Consider the following 22,989-nt stretch of genomic DNA (forward strand, 5'->3'; position numbering starts at 1 on the left):
GGACCGCCCGGCGGCACCCTCGAACACTGCTTCTATTCTACCGCCGGGCACTGACAAAAGCCGCTGGCCACAAGGCCTTGAGGGTGCCGTGACGACAGTGCACGAAGGGTTCTCCCGTAACGTCTGCGGCATGGAGATCTGGATCAATCCGGCCTGCTCGAAGTGCCGCAGCGCGATCAGCCTGCTCGACGCCGAAGGCGCCGACTACACCGTCCGCCGCTATCTGGAGGACGTGCCCGGCGAGGACGAGATCCGCGACGTCCTCGCCCGCCTCGGACTCGAACCGTGGGACATCACACGGACCCAGGAGGCCGACGCGAAGGAACTGGGACTCAAGGAGTGGGCGCGGGACGCCGGTTCACGGGACCGGTGGATCAAGGCGCTGTCCGAGCACCCGAAGCTCATCCAGCGGCCGATCATCACCGCGGACGACGGGACGGCGCTGGTGGGCCGCACGGACGAAGCGGTGCGGGAAGCCCTGTCGCGATAACGGGCCGGGGCGGGGCGGGCGCCACCCGGCCGGCGTCCGCCGCTCACCCACTCCGCCCAACTCCCGTGTGATCCAGGTTACTTAAGTGAATGTCGTAACCGTTGAGTAACTGCGTTCGGCATCTCGTACATAGCGGCGTAACGCTCCCCCACCGCTCTGGAGGCGCGCATGTCGCGTAGGAGAAGAACTCTCAGCACCAAGAAGAAGATCGCTCTGCTGGTCAGCGCGGCGACCGTGGCGGGCGGCGGGGCCTTCGCCCTGGCCGCCACCTCGAACGCGGCGTCGGTGCAGACCGCTCAGACTTCGATCGCATGCCAGGGCCTTGCCATCGCGCTCGGCAACAACCAGCAGTTCATCGCGGACCAGAAGGCCCACCCCGACGCCCAGTCGACGGCCAGGATCGCGAACCGCGAGGCAGTCATCGCGCAGATCAAGGTTCAGCAGCAGGCTTCCAACTGCGCTGTCGGGGAATCGGCTCAGGGCTCCCAGACCGGCCAGCAGCCCGCTCAGCAGCCCGCCCAGTCCGCACCGGCCAAGGCCGCGCCCGCCCCGGCGGCTCCGGCGCAGACCGCCCCGGCGAACAACGCCGGCGGTGGCGCCGCCACCGGCCAGCAGGTCTGCACCGGTTCGACCGTCACGCTCTCCGGCGAGGGCGGCGCACCGGCCGCGTCCAGCAACCAGTTCCCGGCCGGGACGAAGCTGAAGGTCACCAACCTGGACAACAACAAGTCCACGACCGTTCAGGTCACCTCGGTGTCCGGCAGCTGCGTCCTGCTGAACAACGCGGCCTTCGAACAGGTCCGTGAGCCGGGCAAGTTCCTGATCCGCAAGGCCCGTATCGAGAAGGTCGGATAACGGGCAGAGCATGCCGAAGGCCCTGCCGTCGCCGATCCCCTCCCGGTCGGAAGCGGCAGGGCTTTCGCATGGGCGGGCAACCGTTCGCGTGGGCGGGCACCCGTTCGCGCGGACCGGGAACCCGGGCGGAACCGGGCCACATCCCCCGTACCGCTTCCACGCGCATCGCATACGAGCAGCCCCCGCCGGACCCGCCGGACCCCGTGCGGACGACGGGTCGGCCGATCGCGGTCGCGAACGATCACGCGCGGACCACCGCGTCGGCGCAGGTCGTGTGAGACCGCGCACACACAGCCCAGGTAACACGGGGTTCACATTCGGGCAACGCTCGGGAAATCGCCGGTTGACAGGCTGCCCGGCATATCAGCGGCGCCCCAGTGCCGCAGCGCCGCAGCACCCGCAAGTGCGATCAAGACCCACCCCGAAGGATGTGGCCCGTGAGCTTCAAGGCTGAGTACATCTGGATCGACGGCACCGAGCCGACGGCCAAGCTCCGTTCCAAGACGAAGATCCTGGCCGACGACGCCAAGGGTGCCGAGCTGCCGATCTGGGGCTTCGACGGCTCCTCGACGAACCAGGCCGAGGGTCACGCCTCGGACCGCGTACTCAAGCCCGTGGCCAGCTTCCCGGACCCGATCCGCGGCGGCGACGACATCCTCGTCATGTGCGAGGTCCTCAACATCGACATGACGCCGCACGAGTCCAACACCCGTGCCGAGCTGGCCGAGGTCGCGGAGAAGTTCGCCGCGCAGGAGTCGATCTTCGGCATCGAGCAGGAGTACACCTTCTTCAAGGGTGCGCGCCCGCTCGGCTTCCCCGAGGGCGGCTTCCCGGCCGCGCAGGGCGGCTACTACTGCGGTGTCGGCGCGGACGAGATCTTCGGCCGTGACGTCGTCGAGGCGCACCTGGACAACTGCCTGAAGGCGGGCCTCGGCATCTCCGGCATCAACGCCGAGGTCATGCCCGGCCAGTGGGAGTTCCAGGTCGGCCCGCTGGCGCCGCTGGAGGTCTCGGACCAGCTGTGGGTCGCCCGCTGGCTGCTCTACCGCACCGCCGAGGACTTCGGCGTCTCCGCGACGCTGGACCCGAAGCCGGTGAAGGGCGACTGGAACGGCGCGGGCGCGCACACCAACTTCTCCACGAAGGCGATGCGCGAGGGCTACGACGCGATCATCACCGCGTGCGAGTCGCTCGGTGAGGGCTCCAAGCCGATGGACCACGTCAAGAACTACGGCGCCGGCATCGACGACCGTCTGACGGGCCTGCACGAGACCGCCCCGTGGAACGAGTACAGCTACGGCGTCTCCGACCGCGGCGCCTCGGTCCGCATCCCGTGGCAGGTCGAGAAGGACGGCAAGGGTTACATCGAGGACCGCCGCCCGAACGCGAACGTCGACCCGTACGTCGTGACGCGCCTCATCGTCGACACCTGCTGCACCGCCCTGGAGAAGGCCGGCCAGGTCTGATCCCCACGCGCACGCGGAAGGGGCGCCCGCCGATTTCGGCGGGCGCCCCTTCCGCGTGTCCGCGCCGCCATGGAGGCCCTTCCATCCGCCCATCACGTTGTCAGTGGGGTGTGGCAGCCTTGATCCATGCGGAGCGACGAGTCCCTCGCCATCAAGGTCGAGACGGAGAACCGGCAAAAGCACGCGCGGATTTCGGGCGGGCGACTGCGGGAGCTGGTGCACCGGATCGGCGGTGACGACGACCACTTCCTGGTCGTGCAACGGATACCGGACGTCCCGGACGTCTTCGTCCAGGTGTGGCACAAGCACGGCGGGGAGTACCAGCTGGAGTACCGCGAAGGCCGCGCGCGCTTCTTCGGCACGGTTCTGGGTGACCGCGACCGGGTCGCGGACGCCATGACGGGGTGGGCCCGGAAGGATCCCGACTGGGATGAGGGCATCACCTGGGAGCCGCTCGGTCACGACGCCCCTCAGGAGATCCCGGAACTCCCCGAGGATGTGCGGGAAGAGGTCGAGGTCCGCATCAGGGAGCTGCTGGCCTGCGGGTACGCGGACCGGGCGCAGCTCGCCGAGGACGCCGAGGAGTGTCTCGTCTCCGGCGACCACCGTCCGGTGTCCAAGGCGCAGGCCCGGGAGCTCGTGGACCGGCTGTGGACGGAGCGGCTGGCCGAGCAGGAGGCCTGGGCAGGGGTCACCGATCCCGAGCGCCTCACCGAGGTCTTCGAGGCGCTGGACGCGAGTGGCATCACCGCGCGCGAGAACTTCGCCTGCTGCCGCAACTGCGGTACCACCGAGATGGCCGAGGAGCGCGGCGAGGGAGCGCGTGGCTTCGTCTACTTCCACAGCCAGTGCACGGAGAGCGTCGCCGCGGGTTACGGACTGAGCCTGCTCTACGGCGGGTTCGACGGCTCGGCCGAGACGACGGCGGCCGTCGGACGCGAGGTCGTCGCGGCGCTCGGCGCTGCCGGGCTGTCCGCACAGTGGGACGGCTCCGCCGACAGCACGATCCGCGTCACTGGGCTGACTTGGCACAAGCGCCTGGTCGGATAGGGGTACGCACGGTCAGTTTCACGCCAAGGAAGTGTCCGGCCCTCGCAAGGAGTCTGCTGCCGGGCTCGTGTTTCTGCTTCAATGGGGTCATGGCCAGCTTCCAGAAGTGCATCGCGACGGGTCGCCATGACCTCGAGCCCTTCTGGCCCTCCCGTCAGCACCACGACTTCGACCGGGAGTGTTGTCGCGCGATGAACGCGCCGGCCCTCTAAAGCCGTACACCCCGGCCTTCGGCCAGCGCGCACGACGTACGTCCTCGACGGCCCCGACCACGAACTCGCGGTCGTCGACCTTCCCGACGAACTTCTCGCGCGAAAGAGCTGACCTCTCATGGCGACCACTCGTTCCTTCTCCTCCGTCGCGACGGCCTCCACCCCCTCGACCGCTCCGGGACGGCACCGACTGCGTGCCGTCGACCGGGATGAGGTGGTTGACGTCGCCGACTTCCTGCCGCCGGGTGCCACCTGGCTGCCCGCTCCTCAGCACGCGCTGCCTGTCCTGCCGGGGCAGCCGCCGATGATCGGCTACCTGGTCCTCGTACCGGCGGACCAGCAGCCCCTGTTCCCGCTCGCCGTGACGGACCGGGCCGAGGCCCCGGCCGCCACGGACGGCGGCGCCGACCGTGCCACCGACCCGCTGGTGCGCATCGACACCGTGCAGCGCACCGCCGAGGTCGACGGGCGGGTGCTGGACCTCACCTACCTGGAGTTCGAGCTGCTCGCGCATCTCGTCCGGCATCCTCACCGGGTGCACACCCGCGACCAGTTGGTCTCCACGGTGTGGGGCTACGGGCATGTCGGCGACGGACGAACCGTCGACGTCCATGTCGCCCGGCTGCGCCGCAAGCTCGGCACCCAGCACCGGCAGGCGATCCAGACGGTGCGCCGGGTCGGCTACAAGTACACGCCGCCGACCGGCCGTTGACACCGGCTGCGGCGAATCCGTCTTTTCTCGCCCGGAGTTGACCCGCTCGACGAACCATCTCCGGCCGGGCCCAGGGTCCGTCCCGCAGAATCTTCCGTCAGCAGATTCGCGCGCCGTCGAGTGGGCGGTCCGTGCAGAGTCGTCCGTATGACGCGGAGACTTCTGATGCTGGGCGGTACGGAGTTCGTTGGGCGCGCCGTCGTGGAAGCGGCGCTCGCCCGGGGATGGGAGGTGACCGTCTTCCACCGCGGACGGCACGAACCCCCGGCCGGGGTGCGGTCGTTGCTGGGCGACCGCACCGTGCCGGACGGGCTCGCGGCACTGGCCGGCACCACGGAGACGTGGGATGCCGTCGTCGACACCTGGTCGGCGGCGCCACGGGCCGTCCGGGACGCGGCCCGTGTGCTGGCCGGGCGGGTGTCCCGCCATGTGTACGTGTCGAGTTGCTCGGTGTACGCGTGGCCCCGGCCGGCCGGTTACACCGAGGACACCCCGGTGGTGGACGGGGCGTCGGCCGGCGCGGACGCCACCGACTACGCCCGGGACAAGCGGGGCGGGGAGCTGGCCGCCGTCGAGGCCTTCGGCCGGGAGCGTTCGCTGCTCGTGCGGTGCGGGCTGATCCTCGGGCCGTACGAGAACGTCGGGCGGCTGCCGTGGTGGCTGAACCGGATCGCGGCGGGCGGTCCCGTGCTCGCTCCCGGGCCGCGCGAGCTGCCGCTCCAGTACGTCGACGTCCGTGACCTCGCGGAGTGGACGCTCGGAGCCGTGGAGGCGGAACTCGACGGGGCGTTCAACCTGGTCGGCCCCACGGGGCACAGCACGATGGGGGCGCTGCTCGACGCGTGCGTGAAGGCGACCGGGGCGCGGGCCGAACTCCGCTGGACGGATCCCGAGGCCGTGCTCGGCGCCGGGATCGAGCCGTGGACGCAGTTGCCGGTGTGGGTGCCGCCGGGGAGCGACCTTCATGCCGCGATGCACTCGGGTGACGTGTCCCGGGCGGTACGGACGGGTCTGCGGTGCCGACCCGTCGAGGAGACCGTCGCCGGCACCTGGAGCTGGCTCCGGTCGCTCGGCGGGCCTGCACCCATGCGCGCCGACCGGCCGGCGGTGGGACTGGATCCCGCGGTGGAGGCGAAGGTCCTCGGAATCTGAACTTCCGGGAATTCCCGGTCCCGGACGGTCCGGCCGGCGCTCGGGTGGCGTCGGCACACCACCAGGGGATTCGGTTCACCGACCGGACCCGTCGGCCGGTGAACATCCCCTGTTGTCCGCCGAACCGGGTCCGGAGGCTTCCGGCTTACGGCTTCGAGATCGCCGCGACCGTCGGGAGCGATCTCGAACTTGGCCGTACGGTCCGCGAGTTGGAGCCTGACGTGAGCAACGGTCGACGTAAAGCAACGGCGCATTCGGACCGCGCGCTTACTGAATATCAGTCAAAAAAGCGTTCTCAAACCTGAATAGCGAGATCAACTCTCGTGAATTCGCGGGCTTCTGAGACCATTGTGCCCGAATTGACCTCAGGAACCTCCAAGTTTTTTTCGAGACCCCTGAACACCTCACACACCTCCCGCGTATGGAATGGAGCCGCTTCACTCCTGTCGGGCGCCTCGCTGCCCCGCAAGGAAGTCAGAGGAGTTCCATGGGACGCAACATCAGAAAACGCCGTTCGCCGCTGGTCGTTCGCGCCGTTGCCGCGTCGGCAGCGCTCGCGATCGGTGGGGGTGGGCTGGTCTGGGCGAATTTCTACGCCTCGGCACACGAGAGCAACTCGGCTCACAACACCACCAAGGCCGCTGGCGCACAGGTAGCGACCATCACCTGTCCGGACGTCGGTCAGAAGCTGACCAACGTTCCGAACCAGGCGCGGGGCGAGGTCGACGGTGAGCTGGCGACGCTCGACCAGCAGATCACCGCCGCCTACCAGCGGCTCGCCACCACCCGTGACGCGCAGACGAGGGACGCGAGCTTCGTCCAGAACTCCATCCTCGTACCGCTGAAGCAGAACCGGTCGGTGATCATCGACCGGATCAAGCTGGAGATCAGCCGCGTCGGCGGGAAGGCTCCGGGCTGGCTCGACGGTCTCTCCACCTGCGCGGGCCAGCCCGCTGACCAGACGAACACCGGCGGACAGAACAACGGCGGCGCCGCGGCCAGCCCGTCCGCGAGTGCCGGCGCGGGTGCCGGTGCCGGTGCGGGAGCCGGTGCGGGCGCGGGTGCCGGTGCCGGTGCGTCCGCGAGTGCCAGTGCCCCTGCCGGTGGTGCGGCGGCGGGTGGCGGACAGGCCGGAAACGGTCCGCTCGCGGCCGACTTCGTCGACATCACGAAGGTGCAGCCGAACGTCACCGCCAAGGCCAAGACCGGTGCGGCCGGTTCGGCCGGTGTGTTCTCGACGGCCTGCGGTGTCAACGCGAACAAGAAGTTCAACACGGACAACGTGATCGTGGCGCCCGGTGTCACCAACGGCGCGCACCACCTGCACGACTACGTCGGCAACCAGTCGAACGACGCCTTCGCCACCAACGACACGTTCGCGGCGGCCCAGACGTCCTGCGCCAACCAGGGCGACAAGTCGTCGTACTACTGGCCGGTCGTGCGTATCCAGAACGGTACGCAGGACTTCGACCAGAACAACCTGGGCGGCGGCAAGGAACTCAACGTCGGCAAGATCCAGCAGGTGAGGCAGGCGCAGATCAAGTTCGTCGGCAGCCCGACCAGCAAGGTCGTCGCGATGCCGAAGTTCCTGCGCATCATCACCGGTGACGCGAAGACCACGACCAACGGTCTCGCCAACGCCAACGCCCACTGGAGCTGCACCGGCTTCGAGAACAAGGTGCAGCTGACGCAGCAGTACCCGATCTGCCCGCGCGGCAGCACCGTGGTCCGCACCTTCGCCTTCCAGAGCTGCTGGGACGGGGTGAACGCCGACAGCGCGAACCACCGCACCCACGTGGCCTTCGCCGACGCCCAGGGCAACTGCGCGAACGGCTTCAAGGCCATCCCGCAGCTGACGATGCGGCTCGTCTACGGCTTCCGGGCCCCGACCCTCACCAACGGGCAGATCAAGAACGCCTACGCGGTGGACGGATTCCCCGAGCAGCTGCACAAGGCCGCCACCGACCACGACGACTTCATCAACGTCTTCGACGACGCCCTGATGAACAAGATGGTCACCTGCATCAACAACGGCCAGCGTTGTAGGTAAGCAGCCCCCATGAGGAAGCCGGTGGCGGGAGATCCCGCCACCGGCTTCCTTTTGCGTCCTGTTGTGTCCTGACATCCGTGGCCCGCGCGGTCGGCCCCGAGGCCCTCGCGCGCGGTCAGCCGCTGTGCTCGTGACCGGCGTGCGAGCCGTGTGAGGCCCCTTCTTCGAGGGTCCCGCCGAGCCGGCCGCGCAGCGTCGTGACCATCTTCTGGTCCCCGACGGCGACCCACTTGGCGCCCACGAGGTACGAGCCGCCGTAGTCCTTGGCCCCGTTGAGCCACTCGCGCTGGCCGCGGTCGGTGGCGAAGGTCGCCAGGATGAACTTGCCGGCGCTGATCTTGCAGACACCCTGCCGGATCTCGTCGGCGTCGGTCTGGATGCTCGGCTTGCACTTCACCTCGGCCGCCAGGTCCTCCAGGCTGCCGGTCGCCGTGGGCGGCACGGTCTCCTTCGCCGCCGCGCCCTTGCCGTCCGATCCGCCGCCGCAGCCGCTCAGTGCCAGGAGCGCGGCCACCGCCGCCCCGGCCAGAAGCTTCCCGCGTGTCAACCTCATACGTTCCTCCGGTACCTGTCGGCGTTCACGCCGAGGAGAGCCCCGGCGAGGGCTCTGCCTTCGATACGGCTCCGGGCCGCCCCGTGCTCAATCCGCCGCCGTCGCGGTTGGGGAACCGGTACCGCCGAAGCCACGGCTGTGTGAGGGTGGCACCCGTGAACGAGGACTGGGAAGAGCGTACGGCGGCGGCCTGGGCCGGCTTCGACGACTACGAGGAAGACCGGGCGGCGGACTTCCGGGCGGTGATCGACGCGCTGGTCGCCGAACTGCCCGCGGACAGTGCCCGCGGGCCCTTCGAGCGGGCCTGCGCCTGGGACTCGACGGGCCACTCCGACCAGGCCGTGCCCCTGTACCGGGAGGCGCTGGCGCGCGGTCTGAACGCGTACAACAGCCGGCGCGCGAAGATCCAGCTCTCCAGCTCACTGCGCAACACCGGACAGGCGGACGAGGGCGTCAAGCTCCTCACCCCCGAACTGGACGGACCTTCCGACGAATTGGACGACGCGGTGCGGGCCTGCCTGGCCCTCTGCCTCGCCGACCTCGGCCGTGAGCGCGAGGGCCTGTCCCTGGTGATCGGCGCCCTGGCCCCCCATCTGCCCCGCTACCAGCGTTCGATGGCGAACTACGCGCGACTGCTCGTGGAGGAGCCCGGGGAATCCGGGGAATCCGGGGACTGAGTCCTGGCCGGGGCCGGTGACCATCCACCGATTCGCTCGTTTTGCTGAACGTGCAGTCACAGGATGTAGCCCCGCGCCCCGCACCCTCCTCCGGAGCTGTCGTCGATGTCGAGCAGGCCGAGGCCGCGCTCGTCGAGCACTACCCGCGGCTGGTCCGGCTCGCCTATCTGATGCTTCCGCCGAGCCTCGGCCGCAATCGCAGGGTGCTGACCGCGCACGCGCTCACCCAGCGCGCGCTGCCGCGGGGCCGGGCGTCGGGCGACGCTTCGGTGATCCCGGCCCAGCAGAGCGGCGGCGGCCGCGACGGCGACGGCGACCCGGGCTACGCCTTCGTACGCCTCCAGGTGGTGCGTACGGCGCTGGAGGCGGGACTGCCGCTGAGGCGGCGGGCCTGGCCCAAGCGGTCCCAGCTGCCGCCCCTCCTCCCCCATGTGTGGGGCCTGCGGCTCTTCCCGCGCTCGGGCGGCGCCGACGAGCTCGCCCTGGACCAGCGGCTGTCCGCGCTCTCGGGGCCGGCCCGCACCGCGTACGTGCTGCGCGGTCTGGAGAAGCTGCCCGACGCGCATCTGCGCAAGGTGCTGGCTGCCGCGGGAGTCGAGGACCCGGCCGCGGCGCTGGAGGAGGCCGCCGGTGTCGAGGCCCGCGACGCCCTGCTCGACTCCCCCGAGTTCGACCCCTGTTCGCTGCACGCCCGGCCCACCGACCTGATGCGGCGCAGGCAGCACATGAAGGCCGGGCTCGCCGCCACCGCCGCCGTGATCGTGTGCGGCGCGCTGCTCGCACTGCCGGGCGACGGCTGGGGCCCGGACGGCGCCGCGGCCCCCTCCTACGCGCAGAACCCGGCCGCCGAGGCCGCCCTCGACCCGGCACGGCTGGAGCGGGTGCCGGCCACGGCCTGGGAGTCCTCCGCGCGAACCGACTTCTCCGTGTGGCCCGCGCGCGGCAACCTCGTCAAGGACACCGCGCTGCTGCGTCGCGCGCTCGCCGTCTGGGCCCGGCCCGGCGCGTCCGTACGGGTCGCGGGGACGCCCGACACGCCCTCCGGCGCGCCGCCAGGACCGCCCCAGCTGCTGTACGCGGGCGATGTCGACCAGGCCCGCGTGGTGCTCCTCCACGACGGCCTGCGGATCGTGCGCTACGCCGAGCCGAGGGACGGCACGGCCCGCGCGGCCCTCGACTTCGCGCGGGTCGACGGGGCGAGCGGGGCCGAGGCGAGCGCGGTGCTGCTGAGCCGGTCCGACGGCAACGTCCGCTATCTGACCGCTCCGTGGGTGACCAAGGCCGCCGAGCGCGACCTGCTGAAGCCCTCCGCCGGGACGATGGACCTCGCCCTGTCCGCGGACGGCGCCACCTCACCGCTGGCGGGACCGCCGCGCACCGGCGCGTGCACGTCGTGGAACGTGCTCCAGATCAAGGACGGTTCGGGCACCCACCTGCTGACCGACCTCGGCGAGCTGGTCCCGGCCCACCTCACCGCGGGCCGGCCCGCCGCGCCCCGGGAGGCGACGGGCGCCGAGAACCTGCGGGAGTGGGCGCCCTTCGCGTGCTCGCTGGCCTCCGTGCGCTCGCAGGGCGTGCGGTCCGTGAACGCCTGGCCGTACGCGCTGCAGCCGCTGCCCGACGGGAGCGGATCGGCCGCCTGGGTGTGCACCCGCGCCGACACCTGGCGGGGCGGCGGCACCCTGGTGCTGGCCCAGTTCCGCACCCCCGGCGGGACGTACGGGGCGGTCGTCTCGAAGGCCGAGAACTCCCCGGCGTGCGGTTCCCGCGATCCGCATGTACTGGCAGGCGTCCTGTGGAAGTCGGGTGCGGGGTCGTGGTATCTCCTCGCGGCCGGCAGCAAGGACACGGCGTCGGTCGACGCGACGGGCGGCGTGCGCGGGTCGGCGCAGGGGTCCCTGCTCACCGTACGGACGAAGCGGGGAGCGCGGGCCGAGCTGAAGGGCACCCTGACGGACGGCAGGGGCATCACCGGGCTGCGCTGAGCCGGAACGTCCTCGCGGGAGTCAGGCGAACACTTTGTCGGCCGGACCGGCCCGTTCCGGGCCGGATCCGATCGGTAAGGTATCCGCATGACAACCGGGGTACGCCGCAGGATGGGTGTCGAGGAGCGACGGCAGCAGTTGATCGGCGTCGCCCTCGACCTGTTCAGCCGACGCTCGCCCGACGAGGTCTCCATCGACGAGATAGCCGCGGCCGCCGGCATCTCGCGACCGCTGGTGTACCACTACTTTCCGGGCAAACTCAGCCTGTACGAAGCGGCGTTGCAGCGGGCCGCCGACGATCTCGCGGGCCGGTTCGTGGAGTCCCGCGAGGGGCCGCTGGGGGCCCGGCTGCTGCGGGTGATGCGCCGGTTCTTCGACTTCGTGGACGACCACGGGCCCGGTTTCGCCGCGTTGATGCGCGGCGGCCCGGCCGTCGGCTCGTCGACCACCAACGCCCTCGTCGACGCCGTGCGGCAGGCGGCGTACCTCCAGATCCTGTCCCATCTGGACGTCGAGAACCCGCCCGCCCGGCTGGAGCTGGTGATCCGCTCCTGGATCTCACTCGTCGAGTCCACCGCGCTGATCTGGCTGGACGGGCGGCGGATTCCGCGCGGTGAGCTGGAGGTGCAGCTCGTGCACGACTTCGCGGCCCTGGCCGCGGTGAGCGCCGCCTACGACCCGGAGTTCGCCGAACTGCTGCGCAAGGGCCTCAAGGACGAGCCGGGCGACGGACCGTTCACCGATCTCGTCGTCCGGCTGCTCGCGCTCGCCTCGCCGCCTCAGGCCTAGGAACGGGCGCGGGGTTCGCGCGGGCGCGGGCCGGGCGCAGGCCGGGCGCGCCCCGGACCCGGATCCGGCCCTGCGCCGCGGGACTACGCCTCGAACTTGCGGTAGGACGGGTCGAGGTCGCGCACCTCGGCCGAGGCGTGCAGTTCCAGTCCCCCGGCCTGCTTCACATGGATCTTCAGCAGGTCCAGTACGGCCTCGGTCAGCTTCGCCTTGACCTCCTCGGTCCGCCCGGCGAGCAGACCGAGCGTGACATGGACGACGGCGTGCCCCTCGGTGTCCGCGCCGACGACGGTGTCCTCGGTCCGGCGGAACCGCGTCTTGCACGCGCCGATCTTCGCGGCCGCCGTCTCGACCACCTCCGCGTGCAGGGCCAGGGCGAACCCCTGCCGGTCGAATGCGCCTTCGAGCGGCGCGGAGTAGTCGACGGTGATCTGCGGCATGAGCACTCCAGTTCCGGGGACGGTCGTGATCACCCTAGTCGCGGCTCCGGAGGCCGGAGCGGCCCCGCGCCCGGCGCGCGGACGCCCGTGAGGGCGGCTCCGGATCCCGGCTCGAACTCCCGGTCTCCGGCTCCGCCCTCACGACACTGGTCGGCCCGCTGTCACGGCGTCCGGGTGAACACCGCCACCGTGCGGCCCGGAACGGCGAAGGTGCCCGTTCCCTCGACGTAGGAGGAGGACTTGACGACCGGGTCGGCGCCCGCCGCCTGCACCGGGTGCAGCGTGTATCCCGTGCCGGCCAGGGAGCCGACGGTCTGCTCCCGCTTCTCGGGGGTCGCGTTGAAGACGATCACGAGATCACCGAGACGCAGGGTGATCACCCCGGGGGTCTCGTCCTTCCCCGACAGCGGGAAGGAGAGCTTCGACTGCACCTGCCCGGCCGTGGAGAGCGAGAAGACCTTCTCGCTCGTACGGATCCGCTGCAGGTCCTGGAAGGCGGCCGAGCTGCCGTCGATCTGGTTGCAGCCCACCTTGACCGAGGTCAACAGCGGTGTGGCGTAAGGCCACTTGGAGGCGTTGTCGGCGGCCATGGGCAGCCCGCGCCCGAAGCCGTTGCCGTCCTGGCAGTTCCAGTGGATGGCGTTGAACCAGTCGCCGCTGTCGAAGGAGTTGCGGTCCAGGGACTTGGAGCGCAGCAGGTCGGAGCCGGCCTGGGAGAGGGACGGACCCTGCGAGAGGGTGGCCGTCGCCATCGCCAGGACCTGCATCCGGGCCCGGTCCGCGGCGCTCGTCGTCGCGGGCAGCTTGTACGTCAGCGCGTCGTACAGGGACTCGTTGTCGTGCGCGTCGGCGTAGGCGAGCGCGTCACCCGGCGCGGCCGCGTAACCGGCGGGCTGGCCGTTGTAGTCGACCTCGGAGCCCTTGACCTCCTTGCCGGCGGAGTCGGTGAAGTGGAACGCGGCCAGGTTGCCGCTCAGGCCGACCTTGATGAGGTCCTGGTAGTGCAGCAGGCGGGCCTTCTGCTCGGCCTGAGTGCCGTTGGCGGTCGACGAGTTGGGGTCGGTGTACAGGCCCGAGGCGAAGCCCTGGACGCCGGGATCGGAGTCGAAGGGGCTGCCGCCGCGTACGGCGTCACGGGCACGGTCGGAGAAGGTCGCGATGCCCGTCCCGGCCATGTTCTTCTGGGTGGCCTGGACGAAGCGGGCGTCGTCGGCGACCTCGCCGAAGTTCCAGCCCTCGCCGTACAGGATGATCTTCTTGCCGTCGACGCCGTCCTTCGCGGGGGTGAGCCCGTCGAGGGCCCTCCTGACCGCGAGGATGTTGGCCTTGGGCTGGTGTCCCATGAGGTCGAAGCGGAAGCCGTCGACCTTGTACTCCTTGGCCCAGGTGACGATCGAGTCGACGACCAGCTTGCCCATCATGGCGTTCTCGGTGGCCGTGTTGGAGCAGCAGGTGGAGTTGGCGACGCTGCCGTCGGCGAGGAGCCGCTGGTAGTAGCCGGGGACGACCTGGTCGAGGACGCTGGTGTCGGCCTGGCCGCTCGCGGCGGTGTGGTTGTAGACCACGTCCATGACGACCCGCAGGCCGTCCTCGTTGAGGGACTTGACCATCTTGCGGAACTCGACCGTGCGGCCGGTGCCGTCGGGGTCGGTCGCGTAGGAGCCCTCGGGAACCGTGTAGTGGTACGGGTCGTAGCCCCAGTTGTAGGCGTCCTTGGCGGCGGTCTTCGCCACGCACTCCTGCTGCTTCTGCGAGTCGGCCGCGTAGGAGGCGAGATCGCAGTCGGTGCTCTGCTGGTCGGCCTTCTTCTCGGGGATGGTGGCGATGTCGAACGCGGGCAGCAGGTGCACGTACGAGGTGCCGGACGCGGCCAGCTTCCTCAGGTGCTTCGAGCCGTCGCTGTTCTTGTCGGTGAAGGCGAGGTAGGTGCCCTGGTCCTTCGCGGGGACGGTCTTGTCCGCCACCGAGAAGTCCCGGACGTGCAGTTCCTGGATCTGCGCGTCCCGCAGCGGCACGGCCTTGGGCTTCTTGAGGGCCGACCAGCCGGACGGGGCGAGGGACTTGGCGTCGAGGTCGACGACCAGGCTGCGCTTCGAGTCGGCGGTCAGGGCCACCGAGTACGGGTCGGTCACCTTGTTGGTGACGATCTTCCGGACGGTCGGCGCCCACACCTTCACGACGTAGCGGTAGGGCTTGCCCGTCCAGGACTTCCTGCCCGTGACGGACCAGACGCCGTTGGCGTCGTCGCGCTTCATGGCGACGGTGGAGCCGTCGAGGTCGAGGGCGACCGACTGGGCGGTGGGGGCCCACACCGAGAGGGTGGGGACTCCGTGGTGGAAGACCGGTCCGAGGTTCGCCTTCGTCGCGGGGTACAGGTCGTCGAGGACACCGGCGATCTGCACGCCGGTCGCCGCCAGCACGGCGCCGTTCGCGGCCCGCTGCGAGGCGACGAGCTGGCCGCCGAGCGCCGAACGCACCCGGTCGCGGTCGCGCGGGTCCACGGACCAGGCGGTGTACGACTTCAGGTACGGGAACTTCGCCTTCTGGGCGTCGGTGAGGGTGGTCTTCTCCAGCCGCAGCCAGCGCTCGTCGTCGCTGGTCAGGCCGCCGTCCTTGACGGCGATCGAGCCGTCGCGGGAGGAGAGGAGCTGGGTGGACACGGCGGCGTCGGAGCCGTTCCAGGCGACGGTGTCCCGGTCGATCCAGACCGCCTTGGAGGTGGTCAGGTCGAGCGCGGCCGCGCTGCCCGCGGGCTGCGGCAGGAGGTACTTCTCCTGGCCGTTCAGCAGCCACACCTCGTGGCCGTTCGCCGTGAGGTCGAGCGACTGGTCGGTGGGCAGGTCCTTGTCGTCGCCCTTGTGGAGGATGTAGCTGAGGCTGGTCGCGCCCTCGGCGAGCGGCACCTCGTAGACCGCGCCGTAGGCGTCGGTCCGCACCGGCTCCAGGGGCTTCGTCCAGTCCGTGGGCGTCGCGGCCCCGGTCCACACGTGCAGACCCCAGCCGGCGTAGTCGCCGTCGGCGCGGTGGTAGTGGATGACGGCCTTGGTCTTGTCCTGGGCGGGCAGGTCGGGCCGCTCGGTGAGGACGGTGTCCTTGCCCTGCTCGACCCAGACCTCGCCGGTCTTGGTGACGTCGATCGTGCGGTCGCTCGCGACGTCCTTGTTGCCGTCCTTGTCGATGACCAGGAAGCCCACGCTGGAGGCTCCGGGCTTCAGCTTCACGTAGGCGAAGGCGCCGTAGGCGTCCCGGCCGACGAAGTCGTGTCCGGCCGGCCAGGTGGTGGCCTCGCCGTCGGCGAGGTCGCCCCAGGCGTACAGGCGCCAGTCGGTGTAGTCGCCGTCGGTGCGCTTGTAGTGGACGACCGCGTAGTCGCGCGAGGAGGCGGTCGGGATCTCCGCGGCGGGCGCGGTGCCGGTGGTGGACTCCGCCGTCGCGCTCGCGGTGTGTCCGGCCGAGTCGATGACGACGGCCTTGTAGCGCAGGGCGGTTCCGGCCGGTACGTCCTCGCCGATGGCCTGGGTGACCTTGTACGGGGCGTGGTCGGCGGAGCCGAGGGTGTGCCAGCTGCCGTTGCCGGTCTGGGCGGCGAAGACGACCCGGTCGAGCTGTCCGCCGGTGACGTCCGCCGACAGTTCGACGGTGCCGGTGGCGCCCGCGGCGGGGGCCTTCAGCGTGAGCGTCGGCTTGGCGGCGGGGGCGGCGAGCCGGCCCGCGGCCTTGAGGACGACGGCCGAACCGGCCGGGACGGTGACGGTGACCTTCTTGTCCGCGTCACTCCTCACCGAGGCGGATGTTCCGTATACGGCGCGGAAGCTCATGTTCGCCGAGCCCGTCGCGAACGTGGCCGACTTCGCGTCGTCGGCGTTGTTCACGGCGACGACGTACTCGGTGCCGGTCTTCGCGTCCGTGCGGGAGAAGGCGTACACACCGGCGCCGTCCGCGGCGTAGCGCTCCGTCTGGACTCCGTCGGTGAGGCCCGGGTTGTCCTTACGCAGCTTGGAGAGAGCGCTGATCTCGTCGTAGAGCGGTGCGCTCGTGTCGTACGCGTCGCTCGCGTGTGTCCGGTCGGTGCCGATCTCGTCGTCGTCGAGGTAGTCGGCGACCTTGGAGGCGAACATCGTCTGGCGGGCGTCCTTGTCACCGCCGGAGCCGGTGAAACCCTGCTCGTCGCCGTAGTAGACGACGGGGTTGCCGCGGCTGAGGAACATCAGCTCGTTGGCCAGCTTGTCCTTCTTCAGCAGCTGGGCGTCGGTCGCCTTGGGGTTGTCCTGGTTCAGGAAGTACCCGATGCGGCCCATGTCGTGGTTGCCGAGGAAGGTGACCTGCTCGTAGGCGTTGGCCTTGTCGGTCGTGTACTTGTAGTCGTCCGCGAACAGGGACGCCAGCTTCTGCGCGCTGCCGCCCTGCGAGGCGTAGGAGCGGGCCGCGTCCTGGAAGGGGAAGTCCAGGGTGGCGTCGAGGCGGCCCTGGGTGACGTACGGCGAGGTGATCGACGTGTCGGCGGAGTAGACCTCGCCGAACATGAAGAAGTTCTTGCGCCCGTGCCGGGCCGCGTACGCGTCGAGGGCGGTCGCCCACTGCGTCCAGAACTCCATGTTCACGTGCTTCACGGTGTCGATCCGGAAGCCGTCGATGCCGAAGTCCTTCACCCACCGCTCGTAGATCTTCTCCATGCCGCTGACGACCTCGGGACGCTCGGTCCACAGGTCGTCGAGCCCGGAGAAGTCGCCGTACGTGGTGGACTCACCGGCGTAGGTGGAGTCGCCGCGGTTGGAGTACATCGTCGTGTCGTTGAGCCACGACGGGACCTTCACGTTCTTCTTCGCGGCGGGAACCGTCGGCGTCCGGGGGAAGGAGCCGGTGCCCACGGAGGGGAACGGGTGGCTGCCGTCCGCGTAGTCCGCGTCGTCGAAGGGCTTCCCGTCCTTGGTCAGATACGGGAAGGCGCCCTTGGAGAGGTAGTTGTAGGACTGCTCCTTGTAGTCGACGACATCGGCCGTGTGGTTGGTGATGACGTCGAAGAAGACCTTCATGCCCTTGGCGTGGGCCTTGGAGATCAGGGTCGACAGGTCCTTGTTGGTGCCGAAGTGCGGGTCGACCTTGGTGAAGTCGGTGATCCAGTAGCCGTGGTAGCCGGCCGAGGCGTCCTTGCCGGTGCCCTGGACGGGCTGGTTCTTGAAGATCGGCGCCATCCAGATGGCGGTGGTGCCGAGGCCCTTGATGTAGTCGAGCCGCTTCGTCAGGCCCTTGAGGTCGCCGCCCTGGTAGAAGCCCTTGTCGGTGGGGTCGTAGCCGGTCGACAGGCGGGAACCGGTCAGTCCGCCCTCGTCGTTGGACGTGTCGCCGTTGGCGAAGCGGTCCGGCATGACGAAGTAGAACTGGTCATGGGTGGAGTCGTGTCGCGACGGCTCGGCGGCGAGCTTCGCGTCCGACGGGGGTGCGGGCGGGGTCTGGGCCCGCGCCGCGATGGGTTGCGCAAGCGATACGGCCAGTGCGGCGGCGAGGACGGCTGCGCGCAGCCTGGGGCGGCCGATGCGGCTCGCCGCCCCTCTCGGTATCAGGTCCACAGCTGTGAACTCCTAGCGATTACGGCGTACTCGGGTCCGACCCCGCGCAGCGTTTCGGCCACGATGCCGAACGCCCGCGTGACCGTATCGCTCACGCAAGGTTTACAGCAAGAGTCTTGCAACGTGCGGAAAGACTTTTCAGCAGCTGGACTTGCCCGCGTAGATGGCAAGTGCCGTGTTGGCGCCCAGCGTCGCCGTGAACTGGCCTGAACTGTTCACCGTGATGCTGGTGTTGTTCTGGACGTTGCAGTAGGTCCCCGCGGCGAGCGAGGTGCTGTACGTCCGGCTCAGCGAGGAGGTCTCGTGGTTGATGGCCACGAAGCCCTTGCTGCCGCGGCCGAAGGCGATGGCGTCGCCGCCGTCGTCCCACCAGTTGCTGAGGGCCTGCCCGCGGGTGGTGTTGCGGAAGGCGACCATCGACTTGATCTCCGGCCAGGCGTGCTGGCACTTCCAGCCGTCCTGCCAACAGGCGTTGACGGTACCGCCGTTGGGCGGTCCGGCGTCCGCGTCGGACCACTCGTAGCCGGAGTTGATGTCGGGGGCGCCGTAGGGGTACGCGAGCATGAAGACGTTGGCGAGGGTGTAGTTCGCCCCGTCCTTGTAGTTGAGCGTCGAGCCGTTGCGCTCGGTGTCGTGGTTGTCGACGAAGACGGCCGCGACCGAGCTGCTCATGTAGCCCCAGCCCTCGCCGTAGTTCTTCAGGTAGGCGAGGTTCTCGTTGTTGAAGACCCGCTTGAGGTCGTAGGCGTAGCGGAACTCCTGGACGTCGCCGTTGCCGGTGTACTCGGTGGGCTGGACGGCCTCGCCCGAGCCGTAGATGACCTCCTGCTTCCAGTAGACGGACGGATTGCTCAGCCGGGACTTGATGTTGGCCAGGTCGGCCGCCGGGATGTGCTTGGCGGCGTCGATGCGGAACCCGTCGACGCCGTAGCCGAGCAGGGTGTTCATGTAGCCGGCGATGGTCGCCCGGACGTACTCCTCTCCGGTGTCCAGGTCGGCGAGGCCGACGAGTTCGCAGTTCTGGACGTTGGCGCGGTTGGTGTAGTCGCTGATGGTGGCCGTGCAGTCGTCCATGTCGGCGGACGAGTACAGGCCCGGGTAGTTGTACTTCGTGTACGAAGAGCCGCCGGTGCCGGTGCCGGATCCGGCCGACATGTGGTTGACGACCGTGTCCGTCACGACCTTCACACCGGCCGCGTGGCAGGTGCTGACCATGTTCTTGAAGGAGGTGGCGTCACCGAGCCGGCCGGCGATCTTGTAGCTCACGGGCTGGTACGAGGTCCACCACTGCGAGCCCTGTATGTGCTCGGCGGGCGGGGACACCTGGACGTAGCCGTATCCGGCGGGGCCCAGCGTGTTGGTGCATTCCTTGGCGACCGAGTCGAATTTCCACTCGAACAGGACGGCGGTGACATCCTTGGTGCCGGGCGGCGAGGCCGCCGCCGAACCGGGGGGAACGGTCACCGAGACCGCCAGGCCCGCCACGAGGGCGAACGAGGCGGCAAGCGTTTTCCTTGCCATGTGTGTGTACTCCTGCACTTCGTCGTGCGGGTGGGGGGATCGGAACGTACCGCTTGCAATCAAGTTTCAGCAAGATGTCGAAAGAACTTCCAACTCCCTTATTGACGCGCCCCCTTCGGCGGTCCCACGCTCCACATGGGTCGGCTCTCCGCGCCCGGCGGGCGTGCTGACCGGATCCGGAGAGGAGCCGCATCCCCGATGGCCTCACGACGAAGAAGGGTTCCCCGGCCGCAGGACACCGGCATCCCCGGTGGCGATGCGATCGCCGACTTGTGGGAGTGGAACCGGAAGCCGGTCGCGTCCACGTGCGTGTACGTCCTCGACCCGGCCGGACATGAGCTTCGTTCGGGACGCGTGGAGACCTGACGGACGAGCGGTGGGCGGTGTCGGAGCCACTGCCGCCGAGGGGCGGGAAGCCCGGCCGACCGCCGGAGAACGGCTACATTCGGCGTCGACATCCACGATTTCCCTGGGGGCGCCATGACGGACGAAGCACAACAACACTCCGAGGGGCCCCTGTTGAACTTGGGCTGCCTGATGGTGCTGGTGGTGTGCGGCGGGCTGGCGACGATGCTGTACGGCCTGGGAGTGCTGGTCTTCGGCGACACCCCGGCCTTGTCCGCCGCCACCGTCCTCCTCGCGGGTCTGGCCGTCACGGTCCTGGGTGTCGCCGTCATCAAACGGTTCCCCGACGCCGCGGAGATGAAGGGGTACGCCCCGTCCGCCCGCGTCACCCGCCTTGCGGCCGAGCGCTCCCTGGGCGATCACGTCTTCACCCGCAAGAACACCAGCCCACTGGAGATCGTGGTCGCCACGGTGGCCATCGGCGCTTTGATCGTAGGAGCGCTGTGGGGCGTGAACTGGGTCCTGAGCAGGACCGGGACCGACATCCCGGGCCTTCAGAAGCTGGTGACCACCTTGGTGCTCTGCCTGCTCGCGGCGCTCTTCCTGTCGATCGTCGCGCTTCCGGTCATGCTGTGGAGAATGCCCAAGGGGTTCGTCCGCACGCATCTGTACGCCAACGGTCTCGTGTACACCTCCTACGGCCGTCCTCTCGCCGTGACCTGGGACGACGTCGACCGCCTCGTGCTCTCACGGCAGATCCACGGAACCAAGCTCTTCGGCGGCAAGGTGCTCGCCTACCACGTGATCTCCCATGGCGGGCGCCGCCTCCGGATCGACGCCCATCCCCACCTGGACTCCGATCCCATGGGCGAACACATGCTCAACGCCGTACAGCTGCGCCGGCGCCCGGTGCTGGAGGGCGGCCCGGCTGCGGGCGACCCTGGTCACCGGCGGATCTGACGCGTTTTGATGTCCTCTTGATGCCTTCAGTCGATGACGGCGGCGGTGGCTTCCGCAAGCACGGCACGTCGTCCGCGTACGACTGGGAGTCAGGGGACAGCCGCGCCCGCACCACGGGCTCGGGCGCCGGGTACACCGTGAGCCACACCTGGAAGTAGTGCGGACGCACGGAAGCGGTGCTCCGGCCGTCAGGTCCCGGAGCACCGCTTCCGTGCGTGTGTAGACCGCCCGTCGGACGAGCGGTGCTCCGGTGGTCAGGACCGGAGCACCGCTCAGGCGTGTGTCAGACGGCCCACCACACGGTCGTGTCGGCGGGCAGCTTCGCCTCGCCGTCCTTCGACAGGGTCACCTCGCCGCTGGAGACGAGCACCCGGCCGTACGCGGGAACGGTCACCGCCTTGTTCCCCGTGTTCGCGGTGCAGACGAACTCGCCGCGCCGGAAGGCGAGAACGCCCTCCGGTGCCGTCAGCCAGCTGACGGTGTCGCCCGCGCCGAGGTCGGCGCGCTCACGCCGGACCGCGAGCGCCTCGCGGTACAGCTCCAGGGTGGAGCCCTCCGCACCGGCCTGCGCCTCGACGCTCAGCTCGGCCCACTCGGCGGGCTGCGGCAGCCAGCTGCCTCCGTCGCCGAAGCCGTACGACGAGCCGGCGCGGGTCCACGGGATCGGCACCCGGCAGCCGTCGCGGAAGCCGTCCTGTCCGGCGCCCCGGAAGAAGGCGGGGTCCTGGCGCACCTCGTCCGGCAGGTCGACGACGTCGGGCAGGCCGAGCTCCTCGCCCTGGTAGACGTAGGCCGAGCCGGGCAGGGCCAGCATCAGCAGGCTCGCCGCGCGGGCCCGGCGCAGACCGAGCGCGCGGTCGCCCGCGGTGCGGATCTGGGTGCCCAGGCCGGGCTCGTTGGCGAACCGGGTGGCGTGCCGGGTCACGTCGTGGTTGGACAGCACCCAGGTGGAGGGGGCGCCGACCGGGCGCATCGCGTCGAGCGTGCGGTCGATCACCGAGCGCAGCTCGGCCGCGTCCCAATGGGTGCCCAGGTACTGGAAGTTGAAGGCCTGGTGCAGCTCGTCGGGGCGCACGTAGTTGGCGGTGCGCTCGATGGTCGGCGTCCACGCCTCGGCGACGAAGATGCGCTCGCCCGAGTACTCGTCGAGGATCGTGCGCCACTGCCGGTAGATGTCGTGCACGCCGTCCTGGTCGAAGAACGGCATGACATCGTTGCCCAGCAGTTTCAGCTGGTCGTGGTCGCCGAGGTCCGGCAGGCCCGCCGCCTTGACCATGCCGTGCGCGACGTCGATACGGAACCCGTCGACGCCCATGTCCAGCCAGAACCGCAGGATCGAGCGGAACTCGTCGCCCACGGCCGGGTGTTCCCAGTTGAAGTCGGGCTGCTCGGGCGCGAAGAGGTGCAGGTACCACTCTCCCGCGGTGCCGTCCGGCTCGGTGACCCGGGTCCAGGCCGGGCCGCCGAAGATGGACTCCCAGTCGTTGGGCGGCAGTTCGCCGTTCTCGCCCTTGCCCGGCTTGAAGTGGTAGCGGTCGCGCAGGGAGGAACCGGGGCCCTCGCGCAGCGCGCGCTTGAACCACTCGTGCTGGTCCGAGGAGTGGTTGGGCACGAGGTCGACGATGATCCGCAGGCCGAGCCCGTGGGCGTCGCGGATCAGCGCGTCGGCGTCCAGCAGGTTGCCGAACATGGGGTCGACGGCCCGGTAGTCCGCGACGTCGTAGCCGGCGTCGGCCTGCGGCGAGGCGTAGAAGGGGCTGAGCCACACGGCGTCCACGCCGAGGTCGCGCAGGTACGGGAGTCGGGAACGTACGCCCTCCAGGTCACCCATGCCGTCGCCGTTGCTGTCGGCGAAGCTGCGCGGATAGACCTGGTAGATCACCGCGTCGCGCCACCAGTCGCGATGCGCGGCGACGGTGGCGAGAACGGAGTTCGGGGCCTGGTCGGCGGAGTGCTGGCTCATGGCGTCCTTGATGCGATGAGGGTCCCCGCGTCCGAGCGCGGTCGGGCGTGGGGAGGAATTCGGCTGTGGGGGCAGACCCCTGCTCGCGCGAGGCCGGGAGCACGGGGCGAGAGGCTTCGGGGCGAGAGGTGTCGGGGGGCGGGGCAGAGGAATGAGGCGGCCGCGGTACCGGCGGGGTCGGATGGGCACCGCGGCCGCCACC

At 69.9% G+C, this 22,989-nt stretch carries 18 protein-coding genes; 13 read left to right on the top strand and 5 right to left on the bottom strand.

The window, feature by feature from the left end; translation table 11 throughout:
• The first annotated feature begins 130 nt into the window (after positions 1–130).
• The 7 genes from ACFYW8_RS31285 to ACFYW8_RS31315 all read left to right on the top strand — a co-directional run bounded on the left by ACFYW8_RS31285 (position 131) and on the right by ACFYW8_RS31315 (position 7,987).
• Entirely contained in the window at positions 131–490 is a 360-nt protein-coding gene (locus ACFYW8_RS31285) for an arsenate reductase family protein (protein ID WP_389084584.1), read from the top strand.
• 168 nt (positions 491–658) lie between these two features.
• Complete coding sequence (locus ACFYW8_RS31290) at positions 659–1,345, top strand: hypothetical protein (protein WP_365872654.1); 687 nt, start codon at positions 659–661, stop codon at positions 1,343–1,345.
• 437 nt (positions 1,346–1,782) lie between these two features.
• The gene (gene glnII / locus ACFYW8_RS31295) at positions 1,783–2,811 is read left to right on the top strand and encodes a glutamine synthetase (protein ID WP_365872656.1); all 1,029 of its coding nucleotides are present in this window, start codon (positions 1,783–1,785) and stop codon (positions 2,809–2,811) included.
• A gap of 126 nt (positions 2,812–2,937) precedes the next feature.
• On the top strand, positions 2,938–3,861 hold the full coding sequence (locus ACFYW8_RS31300; RefSeq protein ID WP_389084595.1) for a DUF6891 domain-containing protein: 924 nt from the start codon (positions 2,938–2,940) through the stop codon (positions 3,859–3,861).
• Between the two features lie 330 nt (positions 3,862–4,191).
• Complete coding sequence (locus ACFYW8_RS31305; protein ID WP_389084600.1) at positions 4,192–4,785, top strand: winged helix-turn-helix domain-containing protein; 594 nt, start codon at positions 4,192–4,194, stop codon at positions 4,783–4,785.
• A gap of 165 nt (positions 4,786–4,950) precedes the next feature.
• Positions 4,951–5,937 (top strand): NAD-dependent epimerase/dehydratase family protein, encoded by a 987-nt coding sequence (locus tag ACFYW8_RS31310; RefSeq protein WP_389085075.1) that lies wholly within the window; start codon positions 4,951–4,953, stop codon positions 5,935–5,937.
• A gap of 487 nt (positions 5,938–6,424) precedes the next feature.
• Positions 6,425–7,987, top strand: a complete 1,563-nt coding sequence (locus ACFYW8_RS31315) for a DUF1996 domain-containing protein (protein WP_389084606.1) — start codon at positions 6,425–6,427, stop codon at positions 7,985–7,987.
• Between the two features lie 115 nt (positions 7,988–8,102).
• Here the strand turns inward: ACFYW8_RS31315 and ACFYW8_RS31320 are convergent, their stop codons facing one another.
• The gene (locus tag ACFYW8_RS31320) at positions 8,103–8,540 is read right to left on the bottom strand and encodes a hypothetical protein (protein WP_389084611.1); all 438 of its coding nucleotides are present in this window, start codon (positions 8,538–8,540) and stop codon (positions 8,103–8,105) included.
• 155 nt (positions 8,541–8,695) lie between these two features.
• Here ACFYW8_RS31320 and ACFYW8_RS31325 point away from each other — a divergent pair, with 155 nt between their 5' ends.
• The 3 genes from ACFYW8_RS31325 (at position 8,696) to ACFYW8_RS31335 (ending at position 11,991) form a co-directional block, all read left to right on the top strand.
• A complete protein-coding gene (locus ACFYW8_RS31325) occupies positions 8,696–9,217 on the top strand; it encodes a tetratricopeptide repeat protein (RefSeq protein WP_389084617.1) in 522 nt (173 codons plus the stop codon).
• A 50-nt stretch (positions 9,218–9,267) separates the two neighbouring features.
• Positions 9,268–11,202, top strand: coding sequence for a hypothetical protein (locus ACFYW8_RS31330; protein WP_389084622.1), 1,935 nt, complete (start codon positions 9,268–9,270; stop codon positions 11,200–11,202).
• An 87-nt stretch (positions 11,203–11,289) separates the two neighbouring features.
• Complete coding sequence (locus ACFYW8_RS31335; RefSeq protein WP_365872669.1) at positions 11,290–11,991, top strand: TetR/AcrR family transcriptional regulator; 702 nt, start codon at positions 11,290–11,292, stop codon at positions 11,989–11,991.
• Between the two features lie 83 nt (positions 11,992–12,074).
• Here ACFYW8_RS31335 and ACFYW8_RS31340 read toward each other — a convergent pair whose 3' ends face one another.
• The 3 genes from ACFYW8_RS31340 to ACFYW8_RS31350 all read right to left on the bottom strand — a co-directional run bounded on the left by ACFYW8_RS31340 (position 12,075) and on the right by ACFYW8_RS31350 (position 19,519).
• Positions 12,075–12,431 carry a 5-carboxymethyl-2-hydroxymuconate Delta-isomerase gene (locus tag ACFYW8_RS31340; RefSeq protein WP_389084631.1) on the bottom strand — a complete coding sequence of 119 codons (357 nt, stop codon included), beginning with the start codon at positions 12,429–12,431 and terminating at the stop codon, positions 12,075–12,077.
• Between the two features lie 161 nt (positions 12,432–12,592).
• Positions 12,593–17,992 (bottom strand): pullulanase-type alpha-1,6-glucosidase, encoded by a 5,400-nt coding sequence (pulA, locus tag ACFYW8_RS31345; protein ID WP_389085080.1) that lies wholly within the window; start codon positions 17,990–17,992, stop codon positions 12,593–12,595.
• A gap of 144 nt (positions 17,993–18,136) precedes the next feature.
• The gene (locus tag ACFYW8_RS31350) at positions 18,137–19,519 is read right to left on the bottom strand and encodes an alpha-amylase family protein (protein WP_365872674.1); all 1,383 of its coding nucleotides are present in this window, start codon (positions 19,517–19,519) and stop codon (positions 18,137–18,139) included.
• 198 nt (positions 19,520–19,717) lie between these two features.
• Between ACFYW8_RS31350 and ACFYW8_RS31355 the strand changes: the two genes are divergently transcribed.
• From ACFYW8_RS31355 to ACFYW8_RS31365, 3 genes are all read left to right on the top strand, one after another.
• Entirely contained in the window at positions 19,718–19,885 is a 168-nt protein-coding gene (locus tag ACFYW8_RS31355; protein ID WP_389084639.1) for a hypothetical protein, read from the top strand.
• Positions 19,886–19,999: 114 nt separating this feature from the next.
• Positions 20,000–20,824: a hypothetical protein gene (locus tag ACFYW8_RS31360; protein ID WP_389084643.1), complete on the top strand. Its 825-nt coding sequence runs from the start codon at positions 20,000–20,002 to the stop codon at positions 20,822–20,824.
• Positions 20,825–20,844: 20 nt separating this feature from the next.
• Positions 20,845–20,982 carry a hypothetical protein gene (locus ACFYW8_RS31365; RefSeq protein ID WP_389084648.1) on the top strand — a complete coding sequence of 46 codons (138 nt, stop codon included), beginning with the start codon at positions 20,845–20,847 and terminating at the stop codon, positions 20,980–20,982.
• Positions 20,983–21,107: 125 nt separating this feature from the next.
• Here ACFYW8_RS31365 and ACFYW8_RS31370 read toward each other — a convergent pair whose 3' ends face one another.
• Complete coding sequence (locus tag ACFYW8_RS31370) at positions 21,108–22,787, bottom strand: glycoside hydrolase family 13 protein (RefSeq protein ID WP_389084654.1); 1,680 nt, start codon at positions 22,785–22,787, stop codon at positions 21,108–21,110.
• Positions 22,788–22,989: the final 202 nt, after the last annotated feature.

Source organism: Streptomyces sp. NPDC002742, assembly GCF_042888885.1.
Taxonomy (GTDB): domain Bacteria; phylum Actinomycetota; class Actinomycetes; order Streptomycetales; family Streptomycetaceae; genus Streptomyces.